Source organism: Pseudomonas sp. BGA-UO-ETr-WB11, assembly GCF_059567785.1.
The window spans coordinates 355866-371485 of sequence record NZ_JCAQOS010000006.1 but is presented as its reverse complement, the minus strand read 5'-3'; the positions used below and the strand labels follow the sequence as shown (position 1 = coordinate 371485).

Genomic DNA, 15620 nt, shown 5'->3' with positions numbered 1-15620 from the left:
CCCATCCTGGCCCGTACCGACCATGAACAAAACCAAGCTGCAGCACATCATTGTCGAACGCCTAAGTAACGACCTGCTGATCGCCCAGCGCGCCGCGCAAACGGCCTATGAGGCCGCCACCGACGTCGAGAACATCGCCGAAAACAAATACGACACCCTCGGCCTGGAAGCATCCTATCTGGCCACCGGCCAGGCCCGCCGGATGAACGAAATCAGCCAGGCCTTGCAGGCCCTGCAGCAACTGCAAGTGCGCCACTACGATGCCCAGCGCGGCATCCAGCTTGGTGATCTGGTGCTGCTGGCTGACGCCGATGATGAGCAACGCTGGCTTTTCCTCGCCCCCGATGCCGCCGGCCTCAAGGTCGAGCTGGATAACCAGTCGATCATGCTGATCACCCCCCACTCGCCCATGGGCCAAAGCCTGCTCGGCCAGGTGCAGGACAGCGAAGTGAACCTGCAGGTCGGCAACCGCCAGCAGCACTTTGCCGTGCTGGCGATTTACTGAGCCGAGCCCGCCGCCCCCTTCGCCGTTCAGTGGCAAGGGTTAAGGTAACGCCTTGCGCAACTCGACCAACAAGGCCTGATCGGCAGTGGATTTGAGCAGGCTGCTGCTGGCAATCTCCTGGCCGCTGGCGTTCAGCAGGCTGACGCGGGTGTTGTGGCTGATCTCGCCGTTATCCAGCTGCCGGTACTTGATCTGCAGCGCCGCGGCCATGGCTCGGGTTTGCCCCTCATCGGCGGCCACCGCCAGACGGAAGACGCCGGCGTCAATCTTGTGCATGTGCATCAGGTGCCCCAGCGATGCCGGGGTGTCGTGCTGCGGGTTGAGGCTGACCATCAGCACCTTGAGGCTGCCAGGCTTGGGTTGCAGCTCGGCGATGGTGCGTTGCAGGCTCTCGATCAACACCGGGCATGCCGATGCACAGTCGCCATAGAACATGGTCACCAGCACGGGCTGGCCGGCCATCTCACGCCAGTCAAACTTCACCCCTTGGGCATCGGTCAGGGTCACCGGCAAGCCGTACAAAGAGTCCGCTGGGATGCTCGCCAGGGCCGCACCGACCGGCGCCTGCGCAGCCCAGGCAACAGCGCCCGGCGTCAGCACCAAGGCACTTGATAACAGCGCCTGACGCAACGCCAGGCTAAAACGATTAAGACGGTTCATCGACTTGCTCCAGAAACGTTCGCGGGCTGTTCGCGGACACAGCGAAAGCCCAGATAATTGCCGCCTTGATTGGCCTCCATAGCCGCCAGCAAAGCCAGGCGGATCAACACCGCGTAATTGCTTTTGTCGCCCAACGACAGGGCCGAGCCACCGCAAAACTCCAACTGTTTTTGCTCGTCCTGGGTACGGCTGTCGGCGCTGACGAACAGGCCATTGAAGTCCTCGACCCATTCCCACGTCAGGCCATGCAGGTCCTGGATGCCGTAATAGTTGGCCGCTTGCAGGCCAATGGCCTGGGGCGGTTGGTTGGCCGGGCGCGAATACCAGCCAAGAATCCGCGCCAGCCACAGCGGGTCCTGGCGGGCGTCGGCCCGCTGCTCATCGGCGGCGGCAGCAAACTCCCACTCGTACCAGCGCGGCAGGCGGGCCTGCTCGCTGTGGCAATAGGCTTGGGCGGCATGCCAGCTGACCTGGGTAACCGGCGCGTTGGCCTGCAACGGCGCAAAGCTTAGCGGCCCGGCCCACAGCGTCAGATAATCCGCCCCGGCCAACACCTGCGCGGGTTCGCCGCGCTGCCATTGCCGCTGCGCCTGCACAAACGCCAGGTACTCGGCATTGCTCACCGGCTGGGTGCGCAGCCAGAACGGCCGGATGCGCGCCGCCGCGCTTTCACCATCGGCGGGCAACACACTGCGAAACTCGCCGCCCGGCAACAGTTTGTACTCCGCCGCCTGGCCATTGCCGACCAACCCGGCGCAGCAACAAAGCGCTGCACCGGTCTGCCGCCAGGTCATCTTCACGGCTGCTTGATCTGCCGCATGGCTTTGACCTGCTCGGCGTTGAGCACCGGCTTGCCCTTGTTCATCTCAACGTTGATGTAGTTGATCACCGCCGCCACATCCTCGTCGTTCAGGTCCTGGGCCGGCATCACGCCGTTGTAGTGCTGACCGTTGACCACCAGTTCGCCACTGCGGCCGTGCAGCACGATATGGGCCATTTCATAGGGCCGTTCCTGGAAGAAGTCGGAGTTGGCCAGTGGCGGAAACACCCCGGCCACACCGGAACCATCAGGCAAGTGACAAGCCGCACACACCCGCTCGTACACCCCTTTACCCCGGGCCAGCGGCGCACTGGCCACGGCTACAGGCGGGGCTACGGCCTTGACCGGCGCCCCGGCCACTGCCGGCAATGGTGTCTTGATGCCCTTGCTGTAAATCTCCGGCCGCGCCTCACCGCTGACAGCCAGCAGGCCGACGGCGCCCTTGTTGAAGGCACGGGTCAAGGAGTGATCGACCAGGGTCAGGTTGCCCGGCACCTTGGGCACGAACTCGACAATGGTCGAGCCGCCTGGTGGCACCAGGGTGGTCTGCACATTTTCCTGATAACGGCTGCCGCCATCGCCGTAAACGCGGTCGAAGATCGCGCCGATCACATGGAAGCTGGACACCAGATTGGGCCCACCGACACCGAAGAACATGCGCACTTTTTCGCCACTCTTGGCCGTCAGTGAGCTTTTGCCGGTGAGGGCACCGTCGGCGCCGTTAAACAGCACATAAGTAGGCTTCTCATCGACCGCCTTCTGCATGTCGAAATTCTGCAGGCCCTCGGCGCGGTAGGCCCCGTTGGTATAGAAATCGCCCTGCATCACGTAGTACTCACGGTCGACCTTGGCCAGACCTTCCTTGGGCTCGACCAGGATCATCCCGTACATGCCATTGGCCACGTGCATGCCCACCGGCGCAGTGGCGCAGTGGTACACATACAGCCCCGAGGCCAGCGCCTTGAAGGTGAAGGTTGCCTCGTTGCCCGGCGCGATCAGGGTCTGCCCGGCGCCGCCGCCCGGCCCGGTCACGGCGTGCAAATCGATGTTATGGGGCAGCTTGTTACTGGCCAGGTTCTGCAGGTGCAGCTCCACGGTATCGCCTTCGCGCACGCGGATCATCTTGCCCGGCACCGTGCCGCCAAAGGTCCAGAACATATAGCGGGTGCCAGGGGCGATCTCTTTCTCGACCTCCTCCACCGTCAGGTTGACCACCACCCGCGCCGCATTTTTACGGGTGATCGGCGCCGGCACCGCCGGCGGTGCCACCAACTCCTGCACGATTACCGGCAATGCCGCCTCAGCGGCGAAAACCGCGTTTGCTGAGGTAAACGCCCAGGCGCAAGAAGCCGCCACCAGTACCTGTTTTGCCCGTGTGTAATTGCGCTCTTTCATCGCCCAGCCCTCATCCATTACGGGTTGAAACACTCATGATTTTTTACGTCTGAGCCGATTAAACGCCCGCGGCAGAGCATCCGCGCTTGACCAAAATCATTCGCGGGAAAAAAAGGCTATGCACCCGGTACGTGTTGCAAGGTATCCGTCCCAGCACCCAATGATTGGGTTTGACACAACCGTGAACTGGCGCGGTTGAAAGCTTCGCGGTCAAGACCGCTCCCACGAACTCTCAGGCGCCTCGGTCCCCCGGTCCCGTCAGGAGGCCGAGTGCAGGTGCTGTTCAGAGGGGCATTTGGCAGGGATGCCAAATGAGTCACGATGGGCCAGGGATGGCCCACCGTGACGACCCTCAGAACAGCGCCGAAACGAGGGAAGTTTCGCGCAGCGAAACCCGGATGCCGGGTGCGCTTTCTCTTTGGTTACTTTCTCTTTCGCGCAAGCATACGGAGCGCAGCGCAGTAACAGCCGCAGGCTGACCCGCAGGGCGAGCGCAGCGAGTCAAGAGAAAGTGACTCGGCGTAAAGCCGAAACCGGTAGTGGCAAGCGCGTAATACATAACGGGCGCGCTAAAAAAGCCTCAAGGCATTCAGGCCTAGGCCATTGGCACTAACGCAGGGAGCGTTGCAGACCGTGCTCGCGGTGCGCCGCGTGGCCGTGTTCCAGCGCCTTGCACACGGCGCCGACCAGCAAGCGTCCGGCCGCCGGCACTTGCAGGGCGTGAGGGGTGAGCACGATCAGACCGTCGCGATCCATCTGCTCCAGGCGTGGCCAGGCGCCGGCGAAATGCTCGCGCAGATCGACGCCGAAGCGCGCCTGCTGGGCAGCAAAGTCCAGCTGAAAATCACACAGCAAGCGTTCGCTGACTGCACGCAACAGCTGCTCGTCGGCGTTGCAACGCAAACCGCGGAACAACGCCAACTGGCCGATGGCCAGCTGTTGCTGGTAGTGCTGCACGTCACCGATGTTCTGCACATGCAGCTCGCCGATCTGGCTGTTGGCAGCCAGGCCCAGGCCGAGATGATCACAGGCGTGACGGCTGAAGCCCTGGCAGTTGTAGTGCAGCTGGCCGTTTTCCTGGGCGACGGCCAGGTCATCGTCGGCCAGGGCGAACTGGCCCAGACCGATATAGCCGTAGCCGGCCGCCAGCAGTTGCTCTACCCCATGGCGGCGCATGGCCCACTTGTCCGCCTGGGCGGCAAAACCGCTGGCCACCAGGCGCTGCAAGGCGCGGTAGCGGCGCGGTGGATGGGCATAGTCGAAGATCCGCACGCGGCTGGGTTGCAACTCGATGATGGCCGCCACCTTGCGGGCGAAGCTGCTGGTGGTCTGCCAGGCCCGGCCATAGCCGAGGTCGATGTTCACCGAACGAAAATCCAGCGCCCGCGCCGCATCGATCAGCGAGCGCGTGTGTCGCGGGCTCTGGAAATCCACCAGGGTCTCGCCATTGGCCGGGTTGATGTCCGGCACACCGATATTGACGTGATTGAAGCCCAGCTGACGCAGCAGGCCCATGGTCGCCCAGGAGCTGTTGGGCAGATCAATGTCGATGCTGTTGTCGCCACCCGCGTAGGGCTGGAAGTTGCAGCGCCGTTGCAAATGCTCCATCAGGCGATTGAGCTCGACGGCAGTGGGCAGGCCGCCAGCGAGATGCAACTGCTCGACCCGCGGGGTCGCACCGAGGTGGCAACCGAGCATGTCGATCTCACGCGTCAGGTGCTCCAGGTATACGCCAAGGTCGCCGGCCCTCGGCAGTTGCACAGCGATAGACAACGGACGCTGCGCCAGACGACTGCTGCGCAGCGCCCGCAACAGGTCCAGGGCGGAGATGCCGCGTTGAAACTGGGTGTTCTCAGGGTAGCTGCCACCCGCCAGCGCGGCGTGTCCGTAGCGCTTGATCAGCTGGCTGTTCCATTCAATGGCTGCACACATGTCGCGATCCTGGCTGGGCTACACGTTGCAGTGTCAGGGCACGGCGAGAAAAACCTATTGATCACAATCAACTCAAACGCCTGCCGCTGGTTTACTTCAAGCCCAGACGCCGCGCCAGCTTGTGCAGGTTGCTCGGGTCGAGGTCGAGCAGGCGGGCTGCATTGGCCCAGTTGTCCGCGCACAGCTCCAGGGCCTTGAGGATGTTCTGCCGCTGGCAAGCTTCCACCGCTTCGCGCAGCGAACTACCCTGCGCCGGGTCTTGCACACTGACCGGCGCTGGCTCGACGGCACTGACCAAACCGCTCGAACCCTCCAGATCGAGCAACTCCGGCTCTAGGGTGAGGATTTGCGTGCGACTGGCGCCGCGGCTGAGCAGCTTGACCGCCGCCCGGCTGATCACATGCTCCAGCTCGCGCACATTGCCCGGCCAGGGGTACGCCAGCATGGCCCGCTCCGCCGCCGGCGACAGGCGCATGCTGCGCAGCCCCAGGCGCGCGCGGTTGAGTTCGAGAAAATGCCCTGCCAGCAGCAACACATCCTGATCGCGCTCGCGCAGCGGCGGGATCGGCACCGGGTACACCGACAGGCGATGGTAGAGGTCGGCGCGGAAATGCCCGTCGCGGATGCTGTCGGGCAAGTGCCGGTTGGTGGCGGCGATGATGCGCACGTCCACATGCAGCGGCTTGTCGGCGCCCAGGCGCTGGATCTCGCCGTTCTGCAGCACGCGCAACAGCTTGGCCTGCACCGTCAGGGGCAACTCGCCGACCTCATCGAGCAGCAAGGTGCCGCCATTGGCTGCGTCGAAGCGGCCGGGGCGGTCGCTGGTGGCCCCGGAAAACGCGCCTTTGACGTGGCCAAACAACTCACTCTCGGCCAGCGACTCCGGCAGCGCGGCGCAGTTGACCTGAATCAGCGGCTTGTTGCGCCGCCGCGACAGGCCGTGCAAACGGCGCGCAAACAGCTCCTTGCCGACCCCGGTTTCACCCAGCAGCAACACGGGCAACTCGGAGTCGGCGACCACTTCAAGCTCACTGAGAATCTGCCGCAGAGCCTGGCTCTGGCCGAGGATTTCGCCCTCTTCAGCGAGCACCTGGGGATGCTGCACGTCGCTGCGCGAGAGGCGCAGGCTGCGGTTCTCCTGTTCCAGCCGGGTAATCCGCACCGCCGCCTCGATCAGCAGGCTGTAGTGCTGCAAATCGCGTCGGGCGTTGCTGTCGAAGGTGCCGGGGTGCAGGGCATCCAGGGTCAGGGCACCCCACGGCTGGCCGTCGACAAACAGGCTCATGCCCATGCAGTCATGCACCGGCAAGGGCTCGCCGACATGCTGATCAAGCAGACCGTCATACGGGTCCGGCAGGCGGCTGTCGGGCTCAAACCAGGTCGGCTCGCGCGTCGCCATAATCGCCGCTAGACGCGGATGCTGGGCCACCACAAAACGCCGGCCCAGGGCCTCATGCACCAGCCCGACCGCCGCCAGCGGGCGCAGGCTGTCGCCATCTAGGCGCAACAGGCCCACCGCGCCGCAGCGAAAGTGCTCGCGCAGGGTATGCACCAGACGCTGCAAGCGCACGGCGTTGGGCAGTTCGACGATCAGGTCGGCAAGCAGACTGGCTTCCAGCATGGTTCTTTTCACCCTATATGGTTAAAAGAACCTTATTCGATCAAGGTAAAATTAACCACTATTTATAAATAATCGTTTAATTTCAATGGCTTGCTGTTGGCACGAGTACTGCTATTGACCAGTAACCCTTCACTACTGATCGATTTACAAGGACCCTGCCATGACTCAACAGCTACTGGACCAGTCCCTCGGCGCCCTGGCCTGCGAGATTCCCGGCGCCACCCGAGTATTCCACGCCTTCAATCTGGACTTCTGCTGCGGTGGCCAACTGAGCCTGAGCGAAGCCGCCAAACGCCGTGGCATCGAGGCGGAACAAGTGGCGGCGCAACTGCAGGCCCTGCGCGGTCAACCCGGCAACAGCGAAGACTGGCGCCAGGCCCCCACGGAGCAATTGATTGCCCATATTCTCAGCCGCTTCCACGCCCGCCACCGCGAACAACTGCCGGAGCTGATTCGCCTGGCCAGCCGCGTCGAGCAGGTGCATGGCGAGCGCGACAACTGCCCCAACGGCCTGGCCGATCACCTGCGCGAGATGCAGCAGGAGCTGGAAAGCCACATGCTCAAAGAGGAGCAAATTCTCTTTCCAGTGCTGCTCGACGGCCTCGGCGCACGCGCTGCCGCGCCCATCTCGGTGATGCGCATGGAGCACGACCAGCACGGCGAAGCCCTGCAGCGGATCCTCGACCTGACCGCCAACATCACCCCGCCAAGCAACGCCTGCAACACCTGGCGCGCGCTCTATCGCGGTCTGGATGAGCTGCGCAACGACCTGATGCAGCACATCCATCTGGAAAACAACGTGCTGTTCGCCAACGCCCTGCATGCCCCGGCCCTGAGCCCGGTGTAAGCCAAGCCGCGCCCGGCAACGGGCGCGCAAGGAGTCACCACCATGATCAAACGCGCCCTGCAGCCGCTGCTGTGGTTTTGCCTGCTGACCTCGACCCTGGCCTTGGCCAGCGGCTTGGCCCTCAGCGCCGCCAGCCTCACGCCGCAACTGCATTGCCACACCGCCCGCTAGGCCTGACAGCGTCAGGCTCGCCATGCCATCAACCACAGGGATGCCTTTTATGGTGCTGCACCGTGTACACCACCAAATTCTGCGCAGCCATCACTTGTTCGAGCCTCTGAACGAGGAGCAAATGGACGAACTGATGAGCAGCAGCCAATTGCTCAGTGTCGACAAGGGCGCGCCGCTGTTTCGCCAAGGCGAACCGGCCAGCGCGTTTTACTTCATCATTTCCGGCTCGGTGAAAATCTTCCGCCTGACTCCCGATGGCCAGGAAAAGGTCTTCGACGTGATCGGCGAGCGCCAGGCGTTTGCCGAAGCCATGATGCTGATGGACACCCCCAACTACGTGGCCAGCGCCGAAGCCATCGGCCCAACCCAGTTGTACAAGCTCTCCAGCCACACCTATATGCAGTTGCTGCAGAACAACAACCGCCTGGCCTTTGCCCTGCTCGGCCGGCTGTCGGTGCGCCTGCACCAGCGCCTCAACGAGATCGAAACCCTGTCGCTGAAGAACGCCACCCACCGCGTGGTGCGCTACCTGCTGACGCAGATGGCGCCGCTGCAGAATGCGGTCAGCAGCTTCGAACTGCCGATGGCCAAGCAACTGATTGCCGGCCATTTGTCGATTCAGCCAGAGACCTTCTCGCGCATCATCCGCCGCCTGATCGACGAACAGATCATCAGCCAGGATGGCCGGCAGATCAGCGTGCTCGACTGCATGCGCTTGCAACACTTCGAGTGATAAGCCGTTCATCCTCGCCCGCCAGGCAACGGCGTGGCAGCCGTTAACCAGGAGCACACCGCATGCGCCAATGCCTGTACTGCCAGCGCGACAACCCGAGCACAGCAGCCGAATGCAGCCACTGTGGCATGCCGCTGCCAACGACGGCCGACACCCTTAACGCGCGCAGCCAGCAGCGCTTTATGTGGTTCTGCATTGGCCTGGCGCTGTTCTGCGCAGTGATGAGCGTCTGGCTGCCGCGTAGCCTGACCTAGCGCCTGCAGCACCCCTCGCAACTACCCAACCGTAGCCCGGATAACCTCCGGATGCCGTTGTTGGTGCGCGCCTGTCCCGGATGGCATCCGGGCTACGTGACAGGCGGGCGATCCGGTACGGCGCAGATCTCTCCTGTAGGAACGGCTTCAGCCGCGAAGCTTGCAAGGCAAACGGCATCGCGGCTGAAGCAGCGCCTACAAAAACCAACTTCCCCCAACAACCCTTAACGTGGACTGAACCCGCCATTGCCCCGGATTGCATCCGGGCTACGACTCTTCTCACGACTGGGTCAGCTGCCGGTACAGTCGTAGCCCGGATAAAATCCGGGAACAACTTGTCGTGCGCGATTGCCCAGGATTGCATCCGGGCCACGGCCTCCTTACGACTGGGTCAGCTGCCGGTACAACTGCGGCAGGCGCAGGGGCAATTGTTGCGGTTGGCGAATCAGGGTGTAGCCGTTGGCGCCGAACATATAGGGCAGATAATCGCCGCCCTGCTGGTCGATGGTGATGCAGAACGGCAGCAAGCCGGCGCGGCGGGCTTCCAGCACCGCCTCGCGGGTGTCTTCGACGCCGTAACGGCCCTCGTACAGGTCCAGGTCGTTGGGCTTGCCGTCGGTGACCAGCAACAACAATTTGCGCTTTTGCTTGCACTGCCCCATCAACTGGGTGGCCTGGCGGATGGCCGCGCCCATGCGCGTGTAATAGCCGGGTTTGAGCGCCTGAATGCGCCCACGGGTGTGATCGTCATAACGCTGACTGAAGGATTTCAGCTCCTGCATACGCACCTGTTGCCGGCGCAGGGACGAGAAGCCGTACAGGGCGAACTGATCACCCAGGGTCGAGAGGGTTTCGCCGAACAGCAACAGGCTGTCGATGATTACCTCGATCACCCGGCGCTCATCGTCCAGGTGCGCATCGGTAGACATCGACAGGTCGGCCAGCAGCAGGCAGGCCAGGTCGCGGCGGGTGGTGCGTTGCTGCATAAACAGGCCGCGTTCGGCGCACTGGCCGTGCTGGCGCTCCACATGAAAATCCAGCCAGGCCTGCAGGTCCAGCTCGCTGCCCTGGGGTTGCTGGCGCAACCACTGGCGGTCATTGCGCAGGTGCTCGAACTGCCGACGCAGGCGCGAGGCCAGCGGCGCCAAACGCAGCGGCAAAGGTTGCGCCTCACTGCCGCGCGGCAGGTACATCTGCAGGTTGACGAAGTCCTGGTGCAGGCACTGCTTGCGGTAATCCCACTCGGGCAACTTGATGCCCTCGCCCAACGGAATGTCGTCGACATCCGCCGGCGGCAGGTCGAGGTCCAGCTTCAGGCCACCACCCTTGCGCAGCCGTTGTTTGGACAGCGCCAGTTCGTCGAGGTCTTCGGCCACCCGCGCCGCATCCAGGTCCTCGCTGTCATCGGTGCAACGGTCCAGCTCAATATGCTCGGACCAGCTGAACAGGTTCTCCAGGCGGAAGATCAACAGGCCGCCCTTGCTGGTGCTTTCCTCGACCCGCTTGGCCTGCTTACGCACCAGTTGCTGTTGCTCGGGGGCAGTCAGCAGATAGCCGTCGCTGTCCTCGCCCAACTCACAGGCCTGGGGTTCGCCGAGGTTTTGCGCGGGGTACAGCCACAGCGGCAAGGGCCAGGGCGCCCGCTCGCTGCGGGGGAAATCGCTGACGCTGCCGGGTTCGCGCAGCGCCTGACACAGCGCTCGTTCTAGGGCCGCCTCGGCCGGACCGAGCTGGCGCGGGTCGGGGCGTAACTGCAGATGGGCCTCGACCAGGCGTTGATAACGCGGCCGCAGGGCCGGGTAACCCTGCAGCAGGGTCTGCGTCCAGCGCTGGTTGTCCCGCGCCCAGTGCCGCATGTCACCCGCTTGCGCGGCCAGCAAGGCCAACCAGCGATACAGCTCCTGGTTCAGGCCGGCATCCGGGTACACCGCCAAGCTCGGCGGCAAGCGCAGGTTGCTGGCATCGCACCAAGCCACCGGCAGCTGTTTGCAGGTGCCGGCCACTTGCTGCAGCAGATTGCGGCGCAACAGCAATTGGCGCGGACTGGCGGCTTCCACGCCGATCCCGCTGGCGCCGCCCATGGCGCGAAACAACAGCGCCAGCGGGCGCTGCATAACGGCCAGCTCGACCCGGGCCTCAGGGAAATCCGGGCTGGCACGGCGGGTGATAAAGCGGTGCCAAACACTACCGACCCACTCTTCCAGTTCGACGGTAAAGGCCATGGGATTGCCCTCGTGGTGATGCACAAACAACAACGGCCCGCTGTACCAGCCGGGCCGAGTTCTGGTTAGCAGGCCGTTGAAAAACTACTGCGCTCGGCTATACCGCGTTGAAATCAGCCTCGAAATGCTCATTTACGACCAGTAAACTGCGCTTTCTCGGCTTATTTCGCCTTGTCTAGCCTTCGCTCGCTACGTTTCTCAACAGCCTGCTACGCCGGCGCCTTAAGCGCTGGCGACAGCTACGCCTTTCAGAACATCCTGACCACGGCGTTTGAAGCTGAACAGGTAACAACCCAAGCCGATAAAGAAGCCCACCCCGGCAGCCAATCGCAGCCAGAAGAACACTTGCAGCTGGTCAACCGTGGTCATAAACGACAGGGCCGTGCCGTCGGTTGGCAAGCGCTGCAGCATCACCTGCATCACCCCAGCGGCGGTGAGGAACAGAGTGATCAGCACCATCGACAGCGTCATCAGCCAGAAGCCCCAAACCTCCATGGTTTGCGAGCGCGCATCGTTGGCCTCGCCGATCCCGCGCAAACGCGGCATGGCGTAGCTGATCAGGGTCATGACGATCATCGCGTAGGCACCGTAGAAGGCCAGGTGGCCGTGGGCGGCGGTGAGTTGCGAGCCGTGGGTGTAGAAGTTCACCGGCGCCAGGGTGTGCAGGAAGCCCCACACGCCAGCCCCAAAGAACGCGGTTACCGTCGTGCCCTTGGCCCACAAGGTGGCGGCCCGGTTGGAGTGTTGCCGACGGCGCTGGCTGACCATGCTGAAGGCGAACAACACCATGGCAAAGAACGGCACCGGCTCCAGGGCGGAGAAGATCGAACCGACCCACAGCCACACCTCGGGCGCACCGATCCAGAAGAAGTGGTGACCGGTGCCGATGATGCCGGTAATCAGCGCCATGGCGATGATCACATACAGCCACTTCTCAACCACTTCGCGGTCCACGCCGGTGATCTTGACCAGCACGAACGCCAGCATCGCGCCCATGATCAATTCCCACACGCCTTCTACCCACAGGTGCACCACAAACCACCAGTAGTACTTGTCGCGCGCCAGGTTTTCCGGGTTGTAGAAGGAGAACAGGAAGAACACCGCCAAGCCAATCAGGCCGGTCATCATCACCAGACTGATGGTGGTCTTGCGCCCTTTAAGCAGGGTCATGCCGATGTTGTAGAGAAAGCCCAGGGCCACCACCACAATGCCCATCTTGGTGATGGTCGGCTGCTCAAGAAACTCCCGCCCCATGGTCGGCAGCAAGTCGTTGCCGGTCATCTTGGCCAGGCCCGCATAGGGCACAAACAGATAGCCAAGAATGGTCAGCACGCCGGCGGCGGCAAATACCCAGAACAGGATCTTCGCCAGCAGCGGGCTGTGCAGCTCGCGGTCGGCCTCCTCGGGGATCAGGTAATAGGCCGCGCCCATAAAGCCGAACAGCAGCCAGACGATCAGCAGGTTGGTGTGCACCATCCGCGCCACGTTGAAGGGGATCAGCGGGAACAGAAAGTCGCCCACCACGTACTGCAGGCCCATGATCAAACCGAACAGCACCTGGCCGAGAAACAGGATCAGGGCAAACACGAAGTAGGGTTTAGCCACGGCTTGCGAGGCGAATTTCAGATGTGGATTTGCAATAGTCATCTATCAGCCCTCCTTGTTTGGCGGCCATTGGTTGGTATTGATCTTCGAGGTCCATTTGAGGAACTCGGCGATGTCGTCCACTTCCTGGTCGCTCAAATGAAACTGCGGCATCGAGCGGCGACCCGGTACGCCCAGCGGCTGGATTTTCATCCAGGCCTGCAGGAACGGCTTGAAGCCGGCATCCTCACCGCGACGGACAAACACATTGCCCAGCTCGGGGGCAAAGTACGCACCCTCGCCCAGCAGGGTGTGGCAGCCGATGCAGTTGTTTTGCTCCCAGACCAACTTGCCGCGCACCACTGCCTCGGTCATCTGTGCGGCATTGGTGCGCTCGGGAAAGGTCTGCTCGGTGTGGTAAGTCAAAGCCAGGAATACCAGGAAGAAGAACACGCTCCCCCCAAAGTAAATATTCCTGGCCATGCTCTTCGTGAAGGTCTCTGACATGGCCGTTTCCTCATTACTTGGCGAGCCCATTGTAGAAAGCCCCCTAACGAAACCCGCTTGATGGCAATCAAGAACATCCGATGGTTTGGCTCGGGTATTGAGGCAAGGCCAAGCGTTGCGCGGCGGGCGATCGCGCCAGGAACGTAGGACGGACGCAGGAGTGCAGCAAACAGTCCGCCAGGCAATGGCGGAACGGGTCAGGCTTAAGATTGAGGTTCGAACGCCGCAGCAGCGTTGTTTGAACTATTGGTTCCGCCCTTACGGCGGCTCACTTTTGGCAGTCGCCCCAAAAGTAAGCAAAAAGTCTTGCCCCTGGCATACGGCCCGACTGCGTCGGGTTCCCTCGCTCCATCATTGCTCCAGGGGCCCGCCGCGAAGGGCCATCCCTGGCCCATCGCGGCTTTCGCGGCATCCATGCCGCTCAACCCCTTACACAACGATTCCACTCGGCCTCCTGAAAGGGGCGCTTGTCCCGGTGCGAATGGATGGGTTCGGCGTCATAGCCAGTCGACGCGAAAGGCGAGTAGAGCGGATCAACCAATAGCCCAAATAACACCGCAGCGGCGGTCAAGCATCATTACTAGATCGCGCGCTGCAACCACAACGTCAGCAGCACCAGCGCCCCCACCACCAACGGCCAGCCCAACAGCAATCCGCGCCACAACGGCGGCGCATGGCGCAGGTGCATAAAGCCATCGGCAATCAACCAGGCCTTGCCCAAGGCCGCCAGCAAGACCGCCGCCGCCAACAGCAAACCGCCGTTGGCATTGCCCAGTTGCACGCTAGCAACCGACAACAGCACCAGGCCCAGCCAGCAAACGATCAGTACCGATGAAGTAGCCACGCCAACCTCATCAATTGAGCACGTAGACCAAGGGAAACAGCAGCACCCAGATCAGATCGACCATGTGCCAATACAGCACCCCCGACTCAAGCACCGCGTCGTCGCCCGCCTGGCTGCGGCGCCAGCAGCGCACGGCCAGCCAGGCCAGAATCAGCATGCCCAGCAACACATGCAGAAAGTGAAAACCGGTCAAAATCCAGTACAGGGTGAAGAAGCTGTTGTGCTCCATGCCCAGTCCCAAGCCAAGCAGATGCTGGTACTCACTGAGCTTCAAGCCCACATACACGCTGGCCGCCAACAACGCCGCCAGCAGCAGCCCGCAAGCCCACCGCGAGCGACCACGACGCACCTGCTCCTGGGCCAGGGCGGCGAACAAACCGGCGGTGAGTAAACTTAAGGTCAGCGCCAGGCCGATGGAGCTGTCCAGCGCCCCACGGCTGGCGTGAAACAAAGCCGGCTGCCAGGCCTGCGCCACCGCGAAGGTGACAATCAGCAAGGCAAATACGGTCAGCTCGGCGAGGATGAAAAACCACATGGCCAAGTCGCCCGGCAGACGCTTGGCCGGGGTGAAACTGGCGCAGGCATCAACCGAAGTGGACATCAACCACGCCCATCAACGCCGCCACCGTCTGCGGATCATCCGACAGCGGTTCGGCCAGACAGGCCAGGCAGGCCTCGCGCGGGCTCATGCCGGAGCGGATCATCCGCGCGGCGAAAATCAGCAGGCGGGTCGAGGCTACTTCTTCCAGATCGTGCTGCTCCAGCCGGCGCAGAGCCTGGCCGAGCTTGACCACCTGGGCCGCCAACGCTGCATCCACTTGGGCCTCGTTGGCGACGATGCGCTCCTCCTCGGCCGCGGCCGGATAGTCGAAACGCAGGGCCACGAAACGCTGGCGGGTGCTCGGTTTCATACCCTTGAGCAGGTTCTGGTAACCGGGGTTATACGACACCACCAGCATAAAACCGGGCGGCGCACGCAGCACTTCACCGGTGCGCTCCAGATACAACTCACGGCGGTCATCGGCCAGCGGGTGCAGCACCACGGCGGTGTCCTGACGTGCCTCGACCACTTCATCCAGGTAGCAGATGCCGCCTTCGCGCACCGCGCGGGTCAGCGGGCCGTCCTGCCACCAGGTGCCCTGGGCGCCGATCAAGTGACGGCCGACCAAGTCGGCGGCGCTCAGGTCGTCATGGCAGGCCACGGTAAACAACGGCAGATTCAGGCGATGGGCCATGTGCTGAACGAAACGGGTCTTGCCGCAGCCGGTCGGGCCCTTGATCAACACCGGCATGCCGTGTTGCCAGGCCTGCTGGAACAGCACTTCTTCGTTGCCCAGCGCCTGATAGAAAGGCGCAGCCCGCCCGGCATTGATTTCGACGATTTTTTCCGGCGCATTCACGATCGCCACCTCACAGGGATTGTTCATACCTGCACGCTACCCGCCGGCAGGCACACCCCTCAAGCCGTCTGCGGGCGCCGCTTGATTGCGATCAAGTGACGACGCAATCAGCGTGGTCGCAAGGG

16 protein-coding genes are annotated in these 15620 nt (G+C 62.9%); 5 read left to right on the top strand and 11 right to left on the bottom strand.

What is annotated here, in order from left to right:
- The first annotated feature begins 22 nt into the window (after window positions 1–22).
- Entirely contained in the window at window positions 23–505 is a 483-nt protein-coding gene (locus AC56DI_RS10645; RefSeq protein ID WP_496346116.1) for a transcription elongation factor GreAB, read from the top strand.
- A gap of 39 nt (window positions 506–544) precedes the next feature.
- Here AC56DI_RS10645 and AC56DI_RS10640 read toward each other — a convergent pair whose 3' ends face one another.
- The 5 genes from AC56DI_RS10640 to norR all read right to left on the bottom strand — a co-directional run bounded on the left by AC56DI_RS10640 (window position 545) and on the right by norR (window position 6933).
- Entirely contained in the window at window positions 545–1165 is a 621-nt protein-coding gene (locus AC56DI_RS10640; protein WP_496346115.1) for an SCO family protein, read from the bottom strand.
- On the bottom strand, window positions 1162–1959 hold the full coding sequence (locus tag AC56DI_RS10635) for a formylglycine-generating enzyme family protein (protein WP_496346160.1): 798 nt from the start codon (window positions 1957–1959) through the stop codon (window positions 1162–1164). Before AC56DI_RS10635 ends, AC56DI_RS10640 begins: the two co-directional genes overlap by 4 nt.
- Window positions 1960–1961: 2 nt before the next feature.
- A complete protein-coding gene (gene nirK, locus AC56DI_RS10630; RefSeq protein WP_496346114.1) occupies window positions 1962–3380 on the bottom strand; it encodes a copper-containing nitrite reductase in 1419 nt (472 codons plus the stop codon).
- Window positions 3381–3989: 609 nt separating this feature from the next.
- Window positions 3990–5312: an oxygen-independent coproporphyrinogen III oxidase gene (locus AC56DI_RS10625; protein WP_496346113.1), complete on the bottom strand. Its 1323-nt coding sequence runs from the start codon at window positions 5310–5312 to the stop codon at window positions 3990–3992.
- 91 nt (window positions 5313–5403) lie between these two features.
- The gene (norR, locus tag AC56DI_RS10620; protein ID WP_496346112.1) at window positions 5404–6933 is read right to left on the bottom strand and encodes a nitric oxide reductase transcriptional regulator NorR; all 1530 of its coding nucleotides are present in this window, start codon (window positions 6931–6933) and stop codon (window positions 5404–5406) included.
- 160 nt (window positions 6934–7093) lie between these two features.
- Between norR and ytfE the strand changes: the two genes are divergently transcribed.
- From ytfE to AC56DI_RS10600, 4 genes are all read left to right on the top strand, one after another.
- The gene (gene ytfE / locus AC56DI_RS10615) at window positions 7094–7780 is read left to right on the top strand and encodes an iron-sulfur cluster repair protein YtfE (RefSeq protein WP_496346111.1); all 687 of its coding nucleotides are present in this window, start codon (window positions 7094–7096) and stop codon (window positions 7778–7780) included.
- A 42-nt stretch (window positions 7781–7822) separates the two neighbouring features.
- A complete protein-coding gene (locus AC56DI_RS10610) occupies window positions 7823–7951 on the top strand; it encodes a hypothetical protein (RefSeq protein WP_324520455.1) in 129 nt (42 codons plus the stop codon).
- Between the two features lie 49 nt (window positions 7952–8000).
- The gene (locus AC56DI_RS10605) at window positions 8001–8684 is read left to right on the top strand and encodes a Crp/Fnr family transcriptional regulator (protein WP_496346110.1); all 684 of its coding nucleotides are present in this window, start codon (window positions 8001–8003) and stop codon (window positions 8682–8684) included.
- A gap of 62 nt (window positions 8685–8746) precedes the next feature.
- Window positions 8747–8938, top strand: coding sequence for a DnrP protein (locus AC56DI_RS10600; protein WP_496346109.1), 192 nt, complete (start codon window positions 8747–8749; stop codon window positions 8936–8938).
- Between the two features lie 380 nt (window positions 8939–9318).
- Here the strand turns inward: AC56DI_RS10600 and AC56DI_RS10595 are convergent, their stop codons facing one another.
- The 6 genes from AC56DI_RS10595 to AC56DI_RS10570 form a co-directional block, all read right to left on the bottom strand.
- The gene (locus AC56DI_RS10595; protein ID WP_496346108.1) at window positions 9319–11160 is read right to left on the bottom strand and encodes a nitric oxide reductase activation protein NorD; all 1842 of its coding nucleotides are present in this window, start codon (window positions 11158–11160) and stop codon (window positions 9319–9321) included.
- A gap of 222 nt (window positions 11161–11382) precedes the next feature.
- On the bottom strand, window positions 11383–12807 hold the full coding sequence (locus tag AC56DI_RS10590; protein ID WP_496346107.1) for a cbb3-type cytochrome c oxidase subunit I: 1425 nt from the start codon (window positions 12805–12807) through the stop codon (window positions 11383–11385).
- 3 nt (window positions 12808–12810) lie between these two features.
- Window positions 12811–13251: a c-type cytochrome gene (locus AC56DI_RS10585; RefSeq protein WP_324520449.1), complete on the bottom strand. Its 441-nt coding sequence runs from the start codon at window positions 13249–13251 to the stop codon at window positions 12811–12813.
- A gap of 580 nt (window positions 13252–13831) precedes the next feature.
- The gene (locus AC56DI_RS10580; RefSeq protein WP_496346106.1) at window positions 13832–14095 is read right to left on the bottom strand and encodes a cytochrome C oxidase subunit IV family protein; all 264 of its coding nucleotides are present in this window, start codon (window positions 14093–14095) and stop codon (window positions 13832–13834) included.
- A 10-nt stretch (window positions 14096–14105) separates the two neighbouring features.
- Window positions 14106–14696, bottom strand: coding sequence for a cytochrome c oxidase subunit 3 (locus AC56DI_RS10575; RefSeq protein WP_496346105.1), 591 nt, complete (start codon window positions 14694–14696; stop codon window positions 14106–14108).
- On the bottom strand, window positions 14680–15522 hold the full coding sequence (locus AC56DI_RS10570) for a CbbQ/NirQ/NorQ/GpvN family protein (protein ID WP_496346104.1): 843 nt from the start codon (window positions 15520–15522) through the stop codon (window positions 14680–14682). Before AC56DI_RS10570 ends, AC56DI_RS10575 begins: the two co-directional genes overlap by 17 nt.
- Window positions 15523–15620 lie beyond the last annotated feature (98 nt).